Source organism: Streptomyces sp. NPDC018833 (genome assembly GCF_044390825.1).
GTDB lineage: Bacteria > Actinomycetota > Actinomycetes > Streptomycetales > Streptomycetaceae > Streptomyces.
In genome coordinates this window covers 95,118-114,956 of sequence record NZ_JBIRZM010000023.1, presented here as the reverse complement: position 1 = coordinate 114,956, position 19,839 = coordinate 95,118, and the positions used below count along the sequence as shown (strand labels likewise).

The 19,839-nt window shown below is 71.0% G+C and carries 18 protein-coding genes; 11 read left to right on the top strand and 7 right to left on the bottom strand.

Going from position 1 to position 19,839, the window contains the following annotated elements; all coding sequences use genetic code 11:
- The first annotated feature begins 196 nt into the window (after positions 1-196).
- The 9 genes from ACH5AF_RS32610 to ACH5AF_RS32570 all read left to right on the top strand — a co-directional run bounded on the left by ACH5AF_RS32610 (position 197) and on the right by ACH5AF_RS32570 (position 10,622).
- Positions 197-1,246 carry a hypothetical protein gene (locus ACH5AF_RS32610; protein WP_398906781.1) on the top strand — a complete coding sequence of 350 codons (1,050 nt, stop codon included), beginning with the start codon at positions 197-199 and terminating at the stop codon, positions 1,244-1,246.
- Between the two features lie 182 nt (positions 1,247-1,428).
- Complete coding sequence (locus ACH5AF_RS32605; protein WP_398906805.1) at positions 1,429-2,697, top strand: amidohydrolase; 1,269 nt, start codon at positions 1,429-1,431, stop codon at positions 2,695-2,697.
- 225 nt (positions 2,698-2,922) lie between these two features.
- On the top strand, positions 2,923-3,972 hold the full coding sequence (locus ACH5AF_RS32600) for a BMP family protein (RefSeq protein WP_398906780.1): 1,050 nt from the start codon (positions 2,923-2,925) through the stop codon (positions 3,970-3,972).
- Positions 3,973-4,251: 279 nt separating this feature from the next.
- The gene (locus ACH5AF_RS32595) at positions 4,252-5,808 is read left to right on the top strand and encodes an ABC transporter ATP-binding protein (RefSeq protein ID WP_398906778.1); all 1,557 of its coding nucleotides are present in this window, start codon (positions 4,252-4,254) and stop codon (positions 5,806-5,808) included.
- Positions 5,805-6,917, top strand: coding sequence for an ABC transporter permease (locus ACH5AF_RS32590; protein WP_398906777.1), 1,113 nt, complete (start codon positions 5,805-5,807; stop codon positions 6,915-6,917). Before ACH5AF_RS32595 ends, ACH5AF_RS32590 begins: the two co-directional genes overlap by 4 nt.
- A complete protein-coding gene (locus ACH5AF_RS32585; RefSeq protein WP_398906775.1) occupies positions 6,914-8,185 on the top strand; it encodes an ABC transporter permease in 1,272 nt (423 codons plus the stop codon). Before ACH5AF_RS32590 ends, ACH5AF_RS32585 begins: the two co-directional genes overlap by 4 nt.
- A complete protein-coding gene (locus tag ACH5AF_RS32580; RefSeq protein ID WP_398906773.1) occupies positions 8,182-8,619 on the top strand; it encodes a cytidine deaminase in 438 nt (145 codons plus the stop codon). The genes ACH5AF_RS32585 and ACH5AF_RS32580 overlap by 4 nt, the downstream gene beginning before the upstream one ends.
- 109 nt (positions 8,620-8,728) lie before the next feature.
- Complete coding sequence (locus ACH5AF_RS32575; protein ID WP_398906772.1) at positions 8,729-10,006, top strand: thymidine phosphorylase; 1,278 nt, start codon at positions 8,729-8,731, stop codon at positions 10,004-10,006.
- Between the two features lie 85 nt (positions 10,007-10,091).
- On the top strand, positions 10,092-10,622 hold the full coding sequence (locus tag ACH5AF_RS32570) for an STAS domain-containing protein (RefSeq protein WP_398906803.1): 531 nt from the start codon (positions 10,092-10,094) through the stop codon (positions 10,620-10,622).
- Positions 10,623-10,710: 88 nt separating this feature from the next.
- On the opposite strand, the gene ACH5AF_RS32565 is transcribed toward ACH5AF_RS32570, so the two are convergent.
- The 6 genes from ACH5AF_RS32565 to ACH5AF_RS32540 form a co-directional block, all read right to left on the bottom strand.
- Positions 10,711-10,836 (bottom strand): hypothetical protein, encoded by a 126-nt coding sequence (locus tag ACH5AF_RS32565; RefSeq protein ID WP_398906770.1) that lies wholly within the window; start codon positions 10,834-10,836, stop codon positions 10,711-10,713.
- Positions 10,837-10,904: 68 nt separating this feature from the next.
- Positions 10,905-12,479 (bottom strand): transporter, encoded by a 1,575-nt coding sequence (locus ACH5AF_RS32560; protein ID WP_398906768.1) that lies wholly within the window; start codon positions 12,477-12,479, stop codon positions 10,905-10,907.
- Positions 12,455-13,240, bottom strand: a complete 786-nt coding sequence (locus ACH5AF_RS32555; protein ID WP_398906767.1) for an ABC transporter ATP-binding protein — start codon at positions 13,238-13,240, stop codon at positions 12,455-12,457. The genes ACH5AF_RS32560 and ACH5AF_RS32555 overlap by 25 nt, the downstream gene beginning before the upstream one ends.
- A gap of 131 nt (positions 13,241-13,371) precedes the next feature.
- Complete coding sequence (locus tag ACH5AF_RS32550; RefSeq protein ID WP_398906765.1) at positions 13,372-14,376, bottom strand: sigma-70 family RNA polymerase sigma factor; 1,005 nt, start codon at positions 14,374-14,376, stop codon at positions 13,372-13,374.
- A 136-nt stretch (positions 14,377-14,512) separates the two neighbouring features.
- A complete protein-coding gene (locus ACH5AF_RS32545; protein ID WP_398906802.1) occupies positions 14,513-15,160 on the bottom strand; it encodes a L,D-transpeptidase family protein in 648 nt (215 codons plus the stop codon).
- Positions 15,161-15,336: 176 nt separating this feature from the next.
- Complete coding sequence (locus ACH5AF_RS32540; protein ID WP_398906763.1) at positions 15,337-16,605, bottom strand: MFS transporter; 1,269 nt, start codon at positions 16,603-16,605, stop codon at positions 15,337-15,339.
- A gap of 62 nt (positions 16,606-16,667) precedes the next feature.
- On the opposite strand from ACH5AF_RS32540, the gene ACH5AF_RS32535 reads away from it, so the two are divergent.
- Complete coding sequence (locus ACH5AF_RS32535; protein ID WP_398906762.1) at positions 16,668-17,618, top strand: LysR family transcriptional regulator; 951 nt, start codon at positions 16,668-16,670, stop codon at positions 17,616-17,618.
- 89 nt (positions 17,619-17,707) lie between these two features.
- On the opposite strand, the gene ACH5AF_RS32530 is transcribed toward ACH5AF_RS32535, so the two are convergent.
- Positions 17,708-18,421, bottom strand: a complete 714-nt coding sequence (locus ACH5AF_RS32530) for an alpha/beta hydrolase (protein WP_398906800.1) — start codon at positions 18,419-18,421, stop codon at positions 17,708-17,710.
- A 265-nt stretch (positions 18,422-18,686) separates the two neighbouring features.
- Between ACH5AF_RS32530 and ACH5AF_RS32525 the strand changes: the two genes are divergently transcribed.
- A complete protein-coding gene (locus ACH5AF_RS32525; RefSeq protein ID WP_398906761.1) occupies positions 18,687-19,823 on the top strand; it encodes an adenosine deaminase in 1,137 nt (378 codons plus the stop codon).
- Positions 19,824-19,839 lie beyond the last annotated feature (16 nt).

Genomic DNA, 19,839 nt, shown 5'->3' with positions numbered 1-19,839 from the left:
GGTCGGCGCACCCGGCCGCCGCCGGGGACCCTGCCGCGGCAGCTGGGCGACGCGGTCACCGCCGCGCCCCGGCCGGTCATGGCCGCGGCGCCCACCCCGGTGGTGCCTCCGCTCACCGAGAGTCCCCCTCGAAACCGCCCACCGGGCGGCGACCCGCAACGGCCCGGGTGACATCCGGGATCACGAGGTGAAACCAGTGAATCTCGCGTTCGTCGAGAGCCCGGTCCAGCTCCTGAATGTGCTGGAGTGGGCCCATGCCCGGCCGGACACCGCCCGGTCCGGACAGAGCCCGGCCGCCGATCTCACCGTGGTCGTCCTGTCGCCCACCGACCCCATGTCGCGGGGCCAGCTGCGCCGTATGGCGGAGCTGGCCCGCGGCGAGGGTTTCAGTGTCCGCTGGCAGGAGGCGCGCGGCGGGGCGGGGGCGCCTCTGCGGACCATTCGCGAGCTCGGCCCCGTCCTGCGCAGGGCCGAACGGATCGTGATCGGCGACCCGTTCTCCCGTTACGTACAGCTGCTGCTCACCCTCGTCGGCGGCAAGGACCTGACCGTGGTGGACGACGGCACGGCGACCATGGAGTTCGTCGCACAGCTGGCCCGCGGGGAACAGCTGGTGCGCTGGCACCGGCGCGGCGGCCGGCGCGGTCCGCGGGAGCTGGTGCTCGCGCCGGTCACCTTCATGGCGCGGCGCAGGCTGACCCCGTCCCGGGCCCGCACCGTCGAGGTCTTCACCTCGATGCCCGTGGAGCCGCCCCCGGGGATCACGGTCCGGTCGAACGACTTCGCCTGGACGCGGGAGCGCTTCGGGCCGCCGACGATCACCCGGGGCGCCGACATGGTCGGCACCTCGCTCGTGGAGACGGGCGTGGTGGACCTGGAGCAGTACCTGGACGCGGTGGCGTCGCTCGCCCGGGCACACGGTGCCACCCGCTACTTCGCCCACCGGCGGGAGAGCTCCGACAAGCTGCGCCGGCTCGCCGTCGAGACGGGTCTGGAGGTGGTCCGCCCCGATCTGCCGTTGGAGCTGATCGCCCGCAGGGGCCCGATAGGGTCAACGGTGCTGAGTTTTCCTTCGACGGTCGTCCACACCCTTCCCCTGGCCCTGGCGGGTACGGGGATCAAGGTGGCGGTCTGCGACATCGCGCCGGAGTGGCTGAGGGAGAACGCATCGCCGCGCGCCCAAGGGTTCCTGGCCGTCGTCACGGGCACGGCCCGGGGGGTGCACCGGCTGGCGGCGCCCGCTTGAAGGGGTGCGGCCGGGACCGTGGACACCGGCACACCTGACAAAGTAAGCGAGTGAGCTTACCCACTACGACAATCGACTATGCGCCTCGGACCAGGTTTTCTTCCCCTATGAGGCTGATCTTTTGTTGATCGCACGGCAGTTGAGGCGCTGAGGGGCATACCCTTCACTGGGTGAACCAGTTGATGTCCCGCGAGTCCGAAGAAGCCGAACAGCCCGGCGCAGATGCAGCGTCCCCCATGGGTGAGCTGCCGGGCGACGCCGCACTGCCCGGCAGGCTCACCGAGCCGCTGCGTACGGAGCTGATCGCCTTCCGGCGCGACCTCCATATGCACCCCGAACTCGGGAACCAGGAGTTCCGCACCACCGCGGCGATCAAGGACCGCCTTGAGCGGGCCGGCCTGAAGCCGCGGGTCCTGGCCATGGGCACCGGGCTCGTCTGCGACATCGGCGCCGCCTCCGCTCCCGGGCGGCCGCTGTTCGCGATCCGCGCCGACATCGACGCCCTCCCGATCCCCGACACCAAGAGCGGCGTCCCCTACCGCTCCACCGTGCCCGACCGCGCCCATGCCTGCGGACACGACGTGCACACCACCACGGTTCTGGGTGCCGGACTGGTGCTCGCCGAGCTCGACCGGCAGGGCCTGCTGACCCAGCCGGTCCGGCTGCTGTTCCAGCCTGCCGAGGAAGTGCTCCCCGGCGGTGCGGCCGACGCGATCGAGTGCGGTGTCCTCGACGGCGTCGGCAAGATCATCGCGGTCCACTGCGACCCCCGGGTCGACGCCGGCTCCATCGGCCTGCGGGCCGGCCCCATCACCTCGGCCTGCGACCGGATCGAGGTCGCACTCGACGGCCCCGGCGGCCACACCGCCCGGCCGCATCTGACGACGGACCTGGTCACGGCGGCCGCGAAGCTCGCCATCGAGGTCCCGGCGCTGCTCTCCCGCCGCGTCGACTCGCGCTCCGGTCTCGCCGTCACCTGGGGGCGTATCACGGCCGGTCACGCGCCCAATGTCATCCCCCAGCACGCCGAGCTGTCCGGCACCGTCCGCTGCCTGGACCTGGCCGGCTGGCGCGCCGCCCCGGATCTGGTGCACGCCGCGATCGACGAGATCGCCACGCTGCACCGGGCCAAGTCGCAGATCGACTACATCCGCGGGGTGCCGCCCGTCGTCAACGACCCGGCCGTCACCGAACTGCTCCGCGACGCGCACGCCGCGCGGCGCGGATCGTATGCGGTCGAGGACACCGAGCAGAGCCTCGGCGGCGAGGACTTCTCCTGGTACCTGGAGCACGTGCCGGGCGCGATGGCCCGGCTGGGCGTGCGCGCCCCGGGTGACACCACCCGCCGTGACCTGCACCGTGGGGACTTCGACGTCGACGAGGAGGCCATCACGGCCGGTGTCGAGCTGTTCACCGCCGCGGCGCTGCTGGAGGGGCTCCGCGCACCCTGACGTCACCCGCCCGACCAGGCGTCGTGCCGAGGCCGGCCGGCGACACGCCGGGGTGCGAAGGCGAACGGGCCCGCCCCGCCGGGCCGTACACGATGCATGGCTTGTTCGCGACGATCCGATAACGACTGATGAACGGGTCTTTAACTGACATCTACGCGCGTTACGATCGCCGCGAAACCCAGCGCCGGAAGTGGCGCTTTCGGTCAGGTTTTAAGGAGCCCCCTAGTGCGCCGGATCACCAGGATCGCCACCGTGGGCATCGCGTCCGCGGCTCTCGCGCTGTCTGTCACCGCGTGTGGCAGCGACTCGTCGTCCCAGGCAGGGTCGGACGACAAGGGCGGCAAGGCCGCCATCGCCTACGACATCGGTGGCCGCGGCGACCAGTCCTTCAACGATGCCGCGTTCGCCGGTCTGGAGAAGGCCGAGAAGGAACTCGACATCAAGGGCACCGAGCAGGAGCCCAGCGAGGGCGAGGGTGACCCGGACAAGGTCCAGCGCCTCACCGCTCTGGCCCGCGCCGGCAACAACCCGGTGATCGGCGTCGGCTTCGCCTACGCCCCGGCCATCGCCGAGGTCGCCCCGAAGTTCCCGAAGGTCACCTTCGGCCTCATCGACGACACTTCGAAGACCGGCCCGAACATCGCCAACCTCGTCTTCAACGAGGAGCAGGGCTCCTACCTGGCCGGCGTCGCCGCCGCCAAGGTGACCAAGTCCAAGACGGTCGGCTTCATCGGCGGTGTCGAGACCCCGCTGATCAAGAAGTTCGAGGCGGGCTTCGTCCAGGGCGTCAAGGACACCGACAAGAACGTCAACGTCAAGGTCCAGTACCTCACCCAGCCGCCGGACTTCGGAGGCTTCTCCAAGCCCGACCTCGGCAAGGCCGCCGCGCAGGGTCAGCTCGACGCGGGCGCCGACGTGATCTACGCCGCCGCGGGTCTCGCCGGTGCCGGCTCCATCGAGGCGACCGCCAAGGCCGGCAAGTGGGCCGTCGGCGTCGACTCCGACCAGTACAACCAGAAGGGTCTGGCCGCCTACAAGGAGCGGATCCTGACCTCGGTGACCAAGAACGTCTCCGGCGCCGTGTTCAACCTGATCAAGTCGGTCCAGGACGGCAAGCCGCAGACCGGTGAGATCCGCTACGGCCTCCAGGACGACGGCGTCGCCCTGGCCAGGTCCAACCCGGCCTTCACCAAGATGACCGAGGTCATCGCCGCGGTCGACAAGGCCGAGGCCGACATCACCGCCGGCACGATCAAGGTCAAGACGGCTCCGTAGTCCCGGCCAGCCGGTCGTTCGGACCACGGTCCGGGACTCGCGGCGCGCGGCGTACAGCCGCCGCCGCGGGACCCGGACCAAGTCATGGCCATCGGTTTTCACTCTTCGGCATTGCTACGCGCGTAGAACCCTCCCCGGCGCGATAACTTCGCCCCACCCGTCCCCTGCCCGCCGAGCTTCGCCTTCCCGCCTGCCCGCCAGCAGCTCCCGCCCTGCCCCCCGGGCTTCCTTTCCCGCCAAGGAGAGTGCGTCATCAACGCGTCCAGTCAGTCATTGCCGATGGCTGCTGCCGTAGAACTGCGCGGCATCACCAAGCGCTTCCCAGGCGTCGTCGCCAACCACGACATCGACATCACCGTCCACAAGGGCACCGTGCACGCCCTCGTCGGTGAGAACGGTGCGGGCAAGTCGACCCTGATGAAGATCCTCTACGGCATGCAGAAGCCGGACGAGGGCACCATCACCATCGACGGCGAGCAGGCCACCTTCTCCAGCCCCTCCGACGCCATCGCCCGCGGCATCGGCATGGTCCACCAGCACTTCATGCTGGCCGACAACCTCACGGTGCTGGAGAACGTCGTCCTCGGCGGCGAGAAGCTGTACGGCATCGGCGCCAAGGCCCGCAACAAGATCAAGGAGATCTCGGACGCGTACGGCCTGAACGTGCGCCCCGACGTCCTCGTCGAGCAGCTCGGCGTCGCCGACCGCCAGCGCGTCGAGATCCTCAAGGTCCTGTACCGCGGCGCCCGCACGCTGATCCTCGACGAGCCGACCGCCGTGCTCGTCCCGCAGGAGGTCGACGCGCTCTTCGCCAACCTGCGCGAGCTCAAGGCCGAGGGCCTGACCGTCATCTTCATCTCGCACAAGCTGGGCGAGGTGCTGTCGGTCGCCGACGAGATCACCGTGATCCGCCGCGGCACCACCGTCGGCACCGCCGACCCGAGGACGACGACCCCCAAGCAGCTCGCCGAGCTCATGGTCGGCACCGAGCTGCCCTCGCCGGAGACCCGCGAGTCGACGGTGACGGACATCCCGATGCTGTCGGTCCGGGACCTCCGGCTCACCGCGACCGACCCCGACGGCGTCGTCCGCGAGGTTCTCGGCGGGATCGACTTCACCATCCACAAGGGCGAGGTCATGGGCATCGCCGGCGTCGAGGGCAACGGCCAGACCGAGCTGATCGAGGCCCTGATCGGTCTGCGCGATCCCGACAGCGGCGTCATCACCCTCAACACCGCCGACATCTCGCACGCGCCCACCCGCAAGCGGCGCGAGGCCGGCATCGGCTACATCCCCGAGGACCGCCACCGGCACGGACTTCTGCTGGAGTCCCCGTTGTGGGAGAACCGCATCCTCGGCCATGTCACCGAGGCGCCCAACAGCAGGAGGGGCCTGCTCGACCTCGCGGCCGCCCGCAAGGACACCGAGCGGATCGTGCGCGAGTACGACGTGCGTACGCCCGGCATCGAAGTCACCGCCGCCTCCTTGTCCGGCGGCAACCAGCAGAAGCTGATCGTCGGCCGCGAGATGAGTCACACGCCCAAGCTGCTCATCGCCGCCCATCCCACCCGCGGCGTGGACGTCGGCGCGCAGGCCCAGATCTGGGACCAGATCCGCGAGGCACGCCGCGAAGGCCTCGCCGTCCTGCTGATCTCCGCCGACCTGGACGAGCTCATCGGGCTCTCCGACACCCTGCGGGTGATGTACCGCGGCCGGCTGGTCGCGGACGCCGACCCCGCCGCGATCACCCCCGAGGAGCTGGGTTCGGCCATGACCGGCGCCGCCTCCGGCCACCTGGAAGCACACGAGCAGCCCGAGAACGGTGAGGCCCGATGAAGAAGTTCGACAAGGACCGGCTGATCCTGGGCCTGGCCGGCCCGGTGCTCGCGCTGGTCGTGGCCTTCCTGCTCACCTCCGTGGTGCTGCTCCTCTCGGACCGCAGCCCCATCGAGCCGTACGCGCTCATGGCGGAGCAGATCAACTTCACCGATGTCCAGGTGCTGATCATCAATCAGACCGGCATCTACTACCTCGCATCGCTCGCCGTCGCCATCGGCTTCCGGATGAACCTGTTCAACATCGGCGTCGACGGCCAGTACCGCCTCGCGGTCATGTTCGCCGCCGCCGTCGGTGCCGCGGTCGAGCTGCCCGGGCCGCTGCACATCCTGCTGATCGTGTTCGTCGCCATGGCCGTCGGCGCCTTCTGGGCCGGTATCGCCGGCGTCCTCAAGACCACGCGCGGTGTCAGCGAGGTCGTCTCCACGATCATGCTGAACGCCATCGCCACCAGCCTGATCGCCTGGCTGATCCTGCCGAAGAACCTCGGCGTGCAGCCGGAGGGTTCCAACCAGCTGACCACCGGTGAGATCGCCGAGTCGGGCTGGTTCCCCGGCCTGGACATGGGCGAGGGCGGCTTCATCTACGGCTTCACGTTCGTCGCCTTCGCGCTGGGCATCGTCTACTGGTTCGTGCTCAACCGCACTCGCTTCGGCTTCGACCTGCGGGCCACCGGAGCCAGCGAATCCGCCGCCCAGGCGAGCGGCGTCGACTCCAAGCGCATGATCCTCACCGCGATGCTGATCTCGGGTGCCATGGCGGGGCTCGCCGGTATGCCGATGCTCCTGGGCCAGACGCACACCTACAGCCTCAGCTTCCCCGTCGGTGTCGGCTTCACCGCCATCTCCATCGCCCTGCTCGGCCGTAACAACCCGATCGGCATCCTCTTCGCGTCACTGCTCTTCGCCTTCCTCGACAAGACCGCCGAGGGCCTCGGGCTGGAGGGCTACCCGAAGGAGATCGCCATGATCATGCAGGGCCTGATCGTGATCGCGGTCGTCGTGTCCTACGAACTCGTCCGCCAGTACGGGCTTCGCCGTCAGCAGCAGAAGGTCGGCGAGGAGCTTGCCGCGCAGGCCCGTAAGAACAAGGAAGAGGTTGCGGCATGAGCGAGTCCACGAGCACGGTCTCGATGGCGAGCACCGCGCCCAGGAAGGGCGGCGGCCGCCGCAGGCTGAGCCTGCCCGTCATCCTGCTGATCATCGCGGCCGGCCTGGCACTCTTCTCCCTGGTCCGCGTCATCAGCGGCGCCGACGACCTCACCTCCGTGGGCCAGATCTCCGGAGCGCTCCAGCTGGCCGTGCCGATCGGCCTCGCCGGTCTCGGCGGCCTGTGGGCGGAGCGGGCCGGTGTGATCAACATCGGCCTCGAAGGAATGATGATCCTCGGCACCTGGTTCGGTGCCTGGGCCGGCTATCAGTGGGGCCCGTGGACCGGTGTGGTGGTCGGCATCGCGGGCGGTGCGCTCGGCGGTCTGCTGCACGCGGTGATGACGGTGACGTTCAAGGTGAACCACATCGTCTCCGGTGTGGCCATCACGATCCTGGCCACCGGTCTCACCCGTTACCTGTCGAACTTCACCTTCGACGAGGCCGAGGGCGGCTCCTCCAAGCAGTCCCCGCGCATCGACGCGATCGACCGCATCACCGTTCCGGGGCTCTCGGACTGGCTGGCGGACCTTCAGGCCAAGCACTGGTTCTTCGTCTCCGACCTCGGCGGCGTGCTGGGCGGCCTGATCACCAACCTGTCGCTGCTGACCATCGTCGCGCTGCTGCTGATCCCCGGGACCTGGTGGCTGCTGTGGCGGACGTCCTTCGGCCTGCGGCTGCGCTCCTGCGGTGAGAACCCGGTCGCCGCCGAGTCCCTCGGCGTCAACGTCTACAAGTACAAGTACATCGCCGTCGTCGTCTCCGGCGCGCTCGCCGGTCTCGGCGGTGCCTTCCTCGCGATCGTCTCCACCGGCATCTACCAGGAGGGCCAGACCGGCGGCCGCGGCTACATCGGTCTCGCCGCCATGATCTTCGGCAACTGGATGCCCGGCGGCATGGCCCTGGGCGCCGGCCTGTTCGGCTTCACCGACAGCCTCAAGCTGCGCGGCGGCGCCGTGAACGTGCACGCCATGCTCCTGCTGCTGGCGATCCTGCTGGTGGCCGTCGTCGTCTGGCAGCTGTACAAGAAGAAGTACATCCAGGCGGTCGTCGCCGCGGCCGTCTCGGCGCTGCTGTTCACCTGGTACGCGCTCACCGACGAGGTGCCCAGCCAGTTCGTCGACGCCGCTCCGTACGTCGCGACGCTGCTGGTGCTGGCCGTCTCCGCCCAGCGGTTGCGCATGCCCAGGGCGAACGGTCAGCCCTACTTCAAGGGCCAGGGCAAGTGACCGCTGCTGCCTTCGACTGGGAGGCCCTGCGGGCGCGGGCGCGCGAAGCCATGTCGCACGCGTACGCCCCGTACTCGGGCTTCCCGGTCGGCGTGGCGGCCCTGGTGGACGACGGCCGCACGGTCACCGGCTGCAACGTCGAGAACGCCTCCTACGGGCTCGGCCTGTGCGCGGAGTGCGGGCTCGTCTCGCAGCTCCAGGCGACCGGTGGCGGCCGGCTCACGCACTTCACATGCGTCGACGGCCGGGGCGAACTGCTCGTGCCGTGCGGCCGCTGCCGGCAGCTGCTGTACGAGTTCGGCGGGGCGGACCTGCTGCTGGACACCCCGGCCGGGGTCCTGCCGCTGTCCGAGATGCTTCCGCAGGCCTTCGGTCCGGGCCATCTGCGACCGGGTTCGCTCGGGGCGCGCCCGTCCGGTCCCGGCAGCCCGTGACAGGGCGGTCTTCCGCGGCCCTTCCGCTCCGGTGGAGGGGCCGCACCCCTACCCTTTCTCTATGCGCGTAGAGCTCCCTCTGTGCGTGGAGCGACTCTGGAGGAATGCCATGGACGTCATCTCCGTCATCCGCACCAAGCGGGACCGCGGCGAGCTGAGTGACGAGCAGATCGACTGGGTGATCGACGCCTACACGCGCGGTGAGGTCGCCGACGAGCAGATGTCGGCCCTGGCGATGGCCATCCTGCTGAACGGCATGACCCGCACGGAGATCGCCCGCTGGACCGCCGCGATGATCGCCAGCGGTGAGCGCATGGACTTCTCCTCCCTCTCCCGCCCGACCGCCGACAAGCACTCCACGGGCGGGGTCGGCGACAAGATCACGCTGCCGCTCGCGCCGCTGGTCGCCGCCTGCGGCGCGGCCGTGCCGCAGCTGTCCGGCCGCGGCCTCGGCCACACCGGCGGCACGCTCGACAAGCTGGAGTCCATCCCCGGCTGGCGCGCGCTGCTGTCCAACGAGGAGATGCTGCACGTCCTCGACACCACCGGCGCCGTCATCTGCGCGGCCGGCGACGGGCTCGCCCCCGCCGACAAGAAGCTGTACGCGCTGCGGGACGTCACCGGCACCGTCGAGGCCATCCCGCTGATCGCCTCCTCGATCATGTCGAAGAAGATCGCCGAGGGCACCGGCTCCCTCGTCCTGGACGTGAAGGTCGGCACCGGCGCGTTCATGAAGACCATCGAGGACGCCCGCGAACTGGCCTCCACCATGGTCGCGTTGGGCACCGACAGCGGCGTGCGGACCGTCGCCCTGCTCACCGACATGTCCACCCCCCTCGGTCTGACGGCGGGCAACGCCCTGGAGGTCCGTGAGTCCGTCGAGGTCCTGGCCGGCGGCGGCCCCGCCGACGTCGTCGAGCTCACCCTGGCGCTCGCCCGCGAGATGCTCGACGCGGCCGGCATTAAGGACGCCGACCCGGCGAAGGCGCTGGCCGACGGATCCGCGATGGACGTGTGGCGCCGGATGATCGCGGCCCAGGGCGGCGACCCGGACGCCACCCTGCCGGTCGCCCGCGAGCAGCACGTCGTCACGGCACCGTCCTCGGGTGTGCTGACCCGCCTCGACGCGTACGACATCGGCATCGCCGCCTGGCGTCTGGGCGCGGGGCGCGCCCGCAAGGAGGACCCGGTCCAGGCGGGCGCGGGCGTCGAGATGCACGCCAAGCCGGGTGACACGGTGACCGCCGGTCAGCCGCTGCTGACGCTGCACACGGACACCCCGGAGAAGTTCGACTATGCGCTGAAGTCCCTTGCGGGCGCGTACGACGTGGCCCCGGCAGGCACGGCGTTCACCGCCGCCCCGATCGTGCTCGACCGCATCGCCTGAGCGGGGGCCGACGCGCGTCCGGGCCACGTCCGAGCCCGCGGCGATGACTTCCCGCCGCGGCGGCGGTCATCCCCGTGTGGACGCAATGCAGCCGATCGTCATGCGCATCGCCGGGAGGGTCGCCCCCGGCGATGCGCCACGCCTGTGCGAGGAGTTGACCGCCCTCCTGAGGGACGCCGGCACGACGGTGGCGTCACCGGGAACGGCGTGGGACGACGGCCCGGCGCCGGCCGGCAGCGGAGCGGCGGCGGACACTTCGCCCGACCCGGACACTTCGCCGGACCCGGACCCCGACCCGGACCCGGACCCGGACCTGGACCCGGACCCGGACCTGGACCCGGACCTGGACCTGGACCTGGACCCGGACCCGGACCCGGACCCGGCGGCGGGAGACGGTATGGCGCGGCGCTGCCGGCCCGAGGTCGTCTGCGACGTCGGCGGACTCGCCCAGACCTCGCTCGCCGTCGTCGACGCGCTCGCCCGTCTCCAGCTCACCGCCCGCCGCCACGGCGCCCGCATACGCCTGCGGAACGCCCCGCCCGACCTCGTCGCCCTGCTCGGCCTCGTCGGGCTGTCCGGGCCGGGGGAGTCCACCGAGCGGGCCGGGCCCCAGTAGGCCCTCTCTTCAGGATCCTGCCGGGCTCGCGGGCCGGGCTGTGCGCCGTCGCGCCGGCCCGTGTGCGGGCGATCTCCTGATGCGCGGCTCACCGGTGCGGGGCCCGGCCGGCCTCCGGGGCGAGGCCCTGCGTCGCCGCCAGGCGGCGGTACAGACCGTTGTCGCGCAGGAGGTCGGCGTGTGAGCCGGCCGCCCGGACGCGGCCGTTCTGCATGACTCCTCGGGTCGTCGGACCCGGTCGCGCGGGCACGGCCGGGCAGGGCCTGGTGGACAGGGCCCGCGTCAGGAGGCCCGCAGCGCGGTGAGGACCTCCGGCGCCCGCGCATACAGCCGACGGGCCATGGACCGCAACGTGATCACGACCGCGAGCACGCCGTACGCCGTTCCCATCGGCAGCAGCAGCCAGGAATGCGGCGACCTCTCCAGCACGACCGCGCCGACGACGAACGGGGAGACGGCGAGCAGGCCGAGGAGGGTGCCCACGAAGTTGGCCGTGTGGTAGCCGCCGTTCTGCCCGGGCGCGCTCACCTCGAAGGGGTCCTCCGGGTACGGGTAGGGCCAGTGGACGCTGATGACCATGCCGATCGCGAACGTCAGCCCCAGCAGCGCGAACGTCAGCCCCAGGGCCGCCGCGAGCTGGTCACCCCGCCCGGTGAGCAGCGCGACGACCACGGCGGTCGCGGTGACCCACGGCACGATCAGCGCCATCTGCGGCAGCATCCTGCCCGCGAGTTCGGCACGGGCCTGCGCACGCGTACGCAATGTGGCGATGTTGCTCCAGATCGCCGACCCGTCCATCGCGAACAGCACGCCCGGGGCGGTCAGTCCGAACACCCAGGCACCGCCGACGGCCACGTACGGGCTCCTCGCCCCGACGGGCACGCACACCACAGGGAACAGCAGCGCGTACGCCAGCGCGGCGATCAGCGTCATCCGGTGCCGCGGCGCGCGCAGGAACGAGGTGAACTGGTGATGGGCGATCAGCAGCGTGCGGCTCGACGTCAGCAGCCGGGCCGTGGTCCCCGAGCGCGCGCCGCGCTCCCGGACGGCCTGGGCCGTCGACGCGTCCACGGTGGTCATCAGCCGGTTCAGCGACCTGTGCCACCAGACCATCAACAGCGCCGTCAGCGCGACGGCCGCCGCCGTCTCCGCCAGCACGACTCCCGCACGCCCCTCGGCGGCGGCCCGGATGCTGTCCGCGGTCCAGCCCGGCGGCGTCCAGCGGAGCACCCGCACCACGAAGGCCGGCAGCTGCGGACCGGAACCGGCCGTGCTCAGCAGCAGATACGCCGCATAACCGCCGACCGCCGTCAGGACGCCGCCCAGCGCCGCCACGTCCTTGCCGCGCCGCCCGGTCAACGCCCGGGCGAAGGAAGCCAGTACGGCACGCGAACCGATCACGCACAGCAGCAGCATCAGGACGGACGCCGCCACGGCCGCCCCTGCCGAGGCCGCGGATCCTCCGGTGGCACGGGCCGCACCGGTCGCCGCGCCCGCGACGAGGATGAGTGAGCACAGCGGCCCCGGGCCGACGAGCGCGGCGGCGGTGGCACCGGTGATCAGTGCACGAGGGCGTACGGGGAGGACCACGAGCCGCGTCGGGTCGGCGCTCTCGTCACCGCCCCCGCCGAAGGACAGCGGCAGCGCGAGCCATGCCACGGCGAGGCCGGTGAAGGCGAGCACCGTGAGATCGGCCGCTTCGTTCGCCGGGCGCGCCCCGGCAAGGTGCACGGACGTCCAGCAGGAGCCGACGACGGCCGCGGTCGTCCCGGCGACGAAGCCGACGGCCCGGGACCTGCTGCGCCGCAGACTGCTGCGCAGCAGGGCGACTTTCAGCCCGACGAAGACCCCAACCATGCGAGGCTGCCTCCCTTCGCCTTCGTGGCGGGGGAACCCACCAGCTCCATGAACCGCTCGCCCAGCGTCCGTCCGGCGCGCACCTCGTCCAGCGTCCCGTCGGCGACGACCCGACCCGCGGCCATGACGGCGACATGGCCGCACAGCGCGGACACGAGCTCCATCACATGGCTGGAGAAGATCACCGTCGAACCGGTGCCCGTGTACTGCCGCAGCACCTCCCGGATCGTCTCGGCGGAGACGGGATCCACGCTCTCGAACGGCTCGTCGAGGAACAGCACCGGCGGATTGTGCAGCAGGGCCGCGGCCAGCCCGATCTTCTTGCGCATGCCGGTCGAGTAGTCGACGACCATTTTTCCGGCGGCCTCGGTGAGCCCGAGGACCTCCAGCAACTCCTCGGCCCGCTCCTCGGTCTGATGCGCCGGCAGCTGGCGCAGACGCCCTGTGTAGCGCAGCAGTTCGCGGCCGGACAGCCGCTCGAACAGACGCAGCCCGTCGGGCAGGATGCCGATCCGGTGCTTGGCCTCGTACGGGTCCCGCCAGACGTCGTGGCCGGCGACCGTCACGGTCCCCGAGTCCGGTCGTAGCAGACCGGTGATCATCGACAGACTGGTCGTCTTGCCGGCGCCGTTGGGGCCGACGAGCCCGTAGAAGCTGCCCGCCGGGACGGTGAGGTCGATGCCGTCCACAGCGGCCTTGCCGTCGAACTCCTTCCGCAACTGCCGTACGTCGACGGCGGCAAGAGGTGCTTCATTACGCAATGGCTGTCACACCCCCCGGTATCAACAGTCCTGAAACTGATCTTAAGTGATCGGCTCGCGTCCCCAGTTGGAGGGGTCGCGAGCCGAGGGGTGGGCCGTCCGCCGGGGCGGCACCGGTGGTGCGGAGAAAATTACCGGTCGGTCATCGGCGCCCCGGTCGTGTCCAGCCGCGCCGGCAGGTCGAACAGCGGGAACCAGCGCTTGGTGTCCAGGAAGAAGTCCATCCCGCCCACCTTGCCGTCCCGCAGCTCCAGGACGATCAGCGCCCACGGCTCGTAGCCCTCGCCGTCCTGGCTCGGGTGGTAGTGCGCGAACGCCGGGACGCCGTTCGCCACCGTCGGGACCAGCCGGGAGCCCCGGCAGACGTCGCCGACGCCCAGCATCCAGCCCACTATGTCGTCGTGACCGCGCAGCCACAGGTCGTACGGCGGCATGGACATCGTCGCGTCCTCGTGCAGCAGCGCCGTGAGGGCCTTCATGTCGTATCCCTCGAAGGCCGCGACATAGCGGTCGAGCAGCTTCTGCTGCTCCTCGTCGAGCGGGTCCGCCGCGTCCGAGGTCGTGGGCTTTTGCTCGGCGAGCGTCGCGCGGGCGCGCTGGAGGGCGCTGTTCACCGAGGCTACCGTCGTGTCCAGCAGCTCGGCCACCTCGCTCGCCTTCCAGGCCAGCACCTCGCGCAGGATCAGCACCGCCCGCTGCTTCGGCGGCAGAAGCTGCAACGCGGCGACGAACGCCAGCCGGATCGTCTCCCGCTCCACGGCCGTCTCCGCCGGGTCCACGACCGACGGCAGCACCCGCCCGTCCGGCACCGGCTCCAGCCAGGTGATCTCCGGCCGGGCGTTGAGCTGCGCCTGGGCGACCGGGGTCGGGTCCGTCAGGTCCATCGGGCGGGCCCGGCGATTGCCCGCGTTCAGCATGTCCAGGCACACATTCGTCGCGATGCGGTACAGCCAGGAGCGCAGCGACGAGCGCCCCTCGAACTTCTCGATGTTCCGCCAGGCGCGGACCATCGTGTCCTGGACAGCGTCCTCGGCCTCGAAGGACGAGCCCAGCATGCGGTAGCAGTAGCCGGTGAGCTCCCGGCGATGCCGCTCCAGCTGTGCATCGAGATCCTGCGTCGTTGCGAGGTCACTCATCGGGTCCATCCCTGTCACCCATCGGCACCGGCGGTTCGAAAGCTACCGCAGGCCACTGACAATCAGGCCGGGCCGGGAGATCGGGGAACCACCGGGCCGCTTCCGTGGGGTCCTGGGGCGCGTATGACCGACGGGCTCAGGTGCCGGGCTTGCGCCCGTACACATAGACGTCGTCGCCGTTCCTCAACAGGTTCCAGTATGCCTTCGCGTCCGTGGCGCGCATGTTCACGCAGCCGCCGGACCCGGGCGGGTTCCACATGGACTTCGTCGTGGAGTGGAAGGCCTGTCCGCCGTCGAAGAACTGCGCGTACGGCATCCGTACGTGGTAGATCGTCGACCAGTGGTTGATGTTGCGCCAGTAGATCTTCTTCGCGCCGGTGCGGGTCTCCGTGCCGTTCTTTCCGGTGCGCACGGGCACCGGGCCGTACCTCAGCGTCCTGCCGTCCTGGATCCAGCTGAGCTGCCTGGTCAGGTCGACGCAGGCGATCCGCCCCTTGTTCACCGGGCACGTGCCGGCCTTGTTCGGGTTCTTCCCGGCGGCCCGCTGGGCGAGCATCGTGTTCATCGTGCGCCAGGTGATCGGGCCCGCGTAGCCGATGGTCGGTGTGATGCCGTGCTTGGCCTGGAAGGACCGGGTGGCCGTGCAGTCGGCCGCCGACTGGCGCCCGTCGACCGGGCGGCCGAGGAACCTCTCCACCTGCCTCTGGTACGGGCCCGTCGACGTCGTGCACGATGCCGCCTGTGCGGGTGCGGCGCCGAGCACCGCGGTGACCGGGATCAGCATGCCGGTCAGGCCCAGCACCACTGCCGTACGTCCTGTTATGCCTCTCATGTCCCCCAACTCCCCTTCGAGCGCCTTCCGGTGGGACGGTCTGCCGGTTGAGACACGCGAAGGGGAGCGTGAGTTGCACCGAAGGGGGACGTATTTCAGGACGTATTCGCTGAAGGGGGCGCGCGCCGTTACGCGGCCGCCGCGACGCGCCGGTCGTGGACCCGGGCCGCGTGCGTCCCGTACAGGGTGACCGACACGACGCCGAGCACCGCCAGCAGGCCGAGCGCGACCGTGCCGGACCAGCCGCCGGCGTGGAAGGCCACCGCGCCGAGCGTGCCGCCCACGCTGCTGCCCAGGTAGTACGCCGACTGGTACAGCGCCGACGCCTGGGCCCTGCCCGTCTTCGCCGTACGGCTCACGGAGGACGATGCGACGGCGTGCCCCGCGAAGAACCCGGCGGTGATCAGGACAAGGCCGAGCAGCACGGTGGCCAGTGAGTCGGCGAGCGAGAGCAGCAGACCCGTGGTCGTCGTGGTGACCGCGAGGTACAGCGCGCCGCGCCGGCCCAGCCGGGCGACCAGCTTCCCCGCGGCTGCGGACGAGACCGTGCCGACGAGGTAGACCAGGAAGATGGAGCCGATCACACCCTGGGGCAGGTGGAAGGGCGCCTCCACCAGGCGGTAGCCGATCACCGTGTAGACCGCGCCGAAGACGGTCATGAACAGCGCGCCTATCGCGTACAGCCGCAGCAGCAGCGGGTCGGACAGGTGGCCGCGGACGGTCCTCGCCAGCGCGAGGGGGTTCAGCGAACCGGGCGTGAAGTGCCGGGCGCGGGGGAGCAGCGCACGGAAGACGAGCGCGCACGCCAGCGCCATCACACCGACCGCGGCGAGCCCCACACGCCAGCCCGCGACCTGCGCGACCCAGCCGGTGAGGATGCGGCCGCTCATGCCGCCGATGCTGTTGCCCGCGACGAACAGGCCGATCGCCGCCACCAGCGCCTTGGGCCTGACCTCCTCCGCGAGGTACGCCATCGCCGAGGCGGGCAGCCCAGCCAGAGCCGCGCCCTGCAGGGCGCGCAGCGCCACCAGCCACGGAAGGTTCGGCGCGAGGGGCACCAGCAGGCCCAGCACGACCGCCACCGCGAGCGCCACGGTCATCACCGTGCGCCGCCCGAAACGCTCGGACACCGCGCTCAGCGGCAGTACGCACAGGGCCAGCGCGCCCGTCGCCGCGGACACCGTCCAGCTGGCGGCGCTCGCGCTCACGCCGAAATCGGCGGAGACGGCGGGCAGCAGCGCCTGCGTGGAGTACAGGAGAGCGAAGGCCGCCATGCCGGCGGCGAAGAGAGCGAAGCTCATGCGGCGGTAGCCGGGAGCGCCGGGGGCGAGTCGGAGATCGGGGGACGGCGAGGCGGCGCCCACGGTGGTGGGCGCCTTGGTACTGGCAGGAGGCATATGTCGAAGTTAGACCGCCGTTTTTCATGCGTCCAATGCATGAAAGGGGGATAATCGTTCCCATGGCGCATGAACGCAGCTCAGGGGCACGCCTGTCACAGGCCAGTTACGAAGAAGACATCGCGCTGCTGCTCGCGCCACGGCTCGCCTACTTCGCGGGAGTCGCTCGGCAGGAGCATGTGACCCGTGCCGCGCAGGAGATGGGCGTGCCGCAGTCGACCCTCTCGCGCGCCATGGTCCGGCTCGAACAGGACCTCGGCGTCACGCTGTTCGCCCGCAAGGGCCGTACGGTGTCCCTCACCCCGGCCGGCCGCGCCTTCCTCGCCTCGGTGGAGCGGGCGCTGTCCGAGATCGAGCGGGCGGCCGACTCGGTCCGGGCCGACGCCGACCCGCAGGCGGGCAAGGTCGCCTTCGGCTTCCTCCACACGATGGGCTCCGAGACGGTGCCTGGCCTGATCCGCGCCTTCCGCGCCGATCACCCCGGGATCCGCTTCACCCTGGTCCAGAACTACGGCGAGGCCATGATCGAACGGCTCCGGGCCGGCGAACTCGACCTCTGCCTGACCTCGCCGGTCCCCGACGCGCCCGACCTGGAGGCGCGCCGCCTCGACGAACAGCGCCTGCTGCTGGTCGTCCCCGACGACCACCGCCTAGCCTCGCGGAGACGCGTGCGCCTCGCCGAGGCAGCGGACGAAACCTTCGTCACCCTCGAACCGGGCTACGGCCTGCGACGCATCACCGACGACCTGTGCGCGGAGGCAGGCTTCACACCGCGTGTGGCGTTCGAGGGAGAGGAGGCGGAGACCCTGCGCGGCCTGGTGGCGGCGGGCCTGGGAGTGGCCCTGCTGCCACCCCCGGCCGTCCCCCGCCCCGGCGTCGTCGAACTGACGGTCACGGCACCGAAGGCGGTCCGCGAAATCGGCCTGGCCTGGCTCGATGGTCACCCGGAAACACTCCCGGTCGCAGCCTTCAAGCGCTTCCTCCTCTCCCGCCGGGGCAACCTGCTGGCGTAGTGCAGGCACGGGAAGGCGGTCCCGGTCTCCACTGCCGGAGACCCGGCCACGCCCCTCCGGGGGCTCGGGGGCGGGGCGCCCCGGGTCGGCTACGCGCGCAGGGCGCGGCCGAAGCCCGCTGCGAGCGGCATCCGCAGGCCCAGCGGCGGCGGAGCCGCCATCGCGTCCGCCAGGGGGCGCGCGTACGTCCCTGTGAACAGCGAGCCCCGCACGAAGTCCGCCGCCAGCGCCAGGACTTCCTCCTGGTACTGCCGCAGCGCATGCCCGTCCGAGTGGACCTCGAAGCGGCACGTGTCCCGGTTCGACTTCTTCGCGCGCTCCGCCAGGCGGTACGACAGCTCCGGGTCCGTCGTGCGGTCGTTCGTGCCGTGCACGATCAGCACCTGCCGGTCCACCAACTGCTCCACCGGCTCCGGCTGCACCGCCACGTCGTCCTCCGGCAGCCACGGCGCCATCGCCAGCACCGAGTCGACCGCCGGGTGGCCCGCCGCGTGCAGGGCCGCCCGGCCGCCCATGCCGTGCCCGGCCAGGCACACCGGAACATCGCCGTAGCGGCGTACGACCTCCTCCACCGCCCATGTCGCGTCCGCGGCGAGGCACGCGTCCGGACCGTTCCAGCCGCGCGAGCGGTAGCGCACCCAGTGCACGAGCAGCCCCTCCGCCCGCGCGGCGCGCGCCAGCGCGCGGCCCAGTGGGAGCGCCGCCGCGTACGACAGCGCCGACGCCCGGCGTGCCGATTCCGGCTCGCCGTCGGGGAGCAGCAGGACCACACCCGCCACCGCCGCGTCCTCGCCGCCGACCATGCCGAGGCGCCCGGGCAGTCGGCCGAGCCGGGCCTGCGCCGTCCGCCCGGTGCGCTCCGCCCGTCCAACCGCGGTGTCACGTAGGACCGTCGGCCCTCCGCCCGGTCCGGCCGGGCGCCCCCGCCACCGGGGCACTGCGTGGTGTGCCATGGCCCAACAGTCTCAGAAGGCCAGGTGTACTCCACTCGTACGCGCGGTCACTGTTACGTATCGACAGGGCTCGCCGGGGGGCGCGCTCTACGCGCGTAGGGGCTAGAGTGCGCAGATGACGAGCCAGACCCTCAATTCGCCCACCGGGGACCAGATCCGCCGCGCCCCGAAGGTCCTGCTCCACGACCACCTCGACGGCGGTCTGCGTCCGGGCACGATCATCGAACTCGCCCGTGACATCGGCTACGAGACCCTGCCCGAGGCCGAGCCCGACAAGCTCGGCGTCTGGTTCCGCGAGGCCGCCGACTCCGGTTCCCTGGAACGGTATCTGGAGACGTTCGCGCACACCTGCGCCGTCATGCAGACCCGCGACGCGCTCTTCCGCGTGGCCGCCGAATGCGCCGAGGACCTGGCGGAGGACGGGGTCGTCTACGCCGAGGTCCGCTACGCCCCCGAGCAGCACCTGGAGCGCGGGCTCACCCTCGAAGAGGTCGTCGAGGCGGTCAACGACGGTTTCCGCGAAGGGGAGCGCCGGGCCAGGGAGAGCGGTCACCGCATCCGCGTCGGCGCGCTGCTGACCGCGATGCGGCACGCCGCCCGCGCCCTGGAGATCGCCGAACTGGCCAACCGTTACCGTGACGCCGGCGTCGTCGGATTCGACATCGCCGGAGCCGAGGCGGGCTACCCGCCCACCCGGCACCTCGACGCGTTCGAGTACCTCAAGCGCGAGAACAACCACTTCACGATCCATGCCGGTGAGGCCTTCGGCCTGCCCTCGATCTGGCAGGCGCTCCAGTGGTGCGGTGCCGACCGCCTCGGCCACGGGGTGCGCATCATCGACGACATCGAGGTGGCCGACGACGGATCCGTGAAGCTGGGCCGGCTCGCCGCGTACGTGCGGGACAAGCGCATCCCGCTGGAGATGTGCCCGACGTCCAACCTGCAGACCGGCGCGGCCGACTCGTACGCCGCCCACCCCATCGGCCTGCTGCGCAGACTCCACTTCAGGACCACGGTCAACACCGACAACCGGCTGATGAGTGGCACCAGCATGAGTCGTGAATTCGAGCTGCTGAACGAGGCGTTCGGATACACGCTCGACGACATGCAGTGGTTCACCGTCAATGCGATGAAGTCGGCATTCATTCCTTTCGATGAACGACTGGCGATGATCAACGATGTGATCAAGCCCGGCTATGCCGAGCTGAAGTCCGAATGGCTGTTCCGGCAGACCGCGACGACCGGGAACTGAGCGCCCGCCGGACACG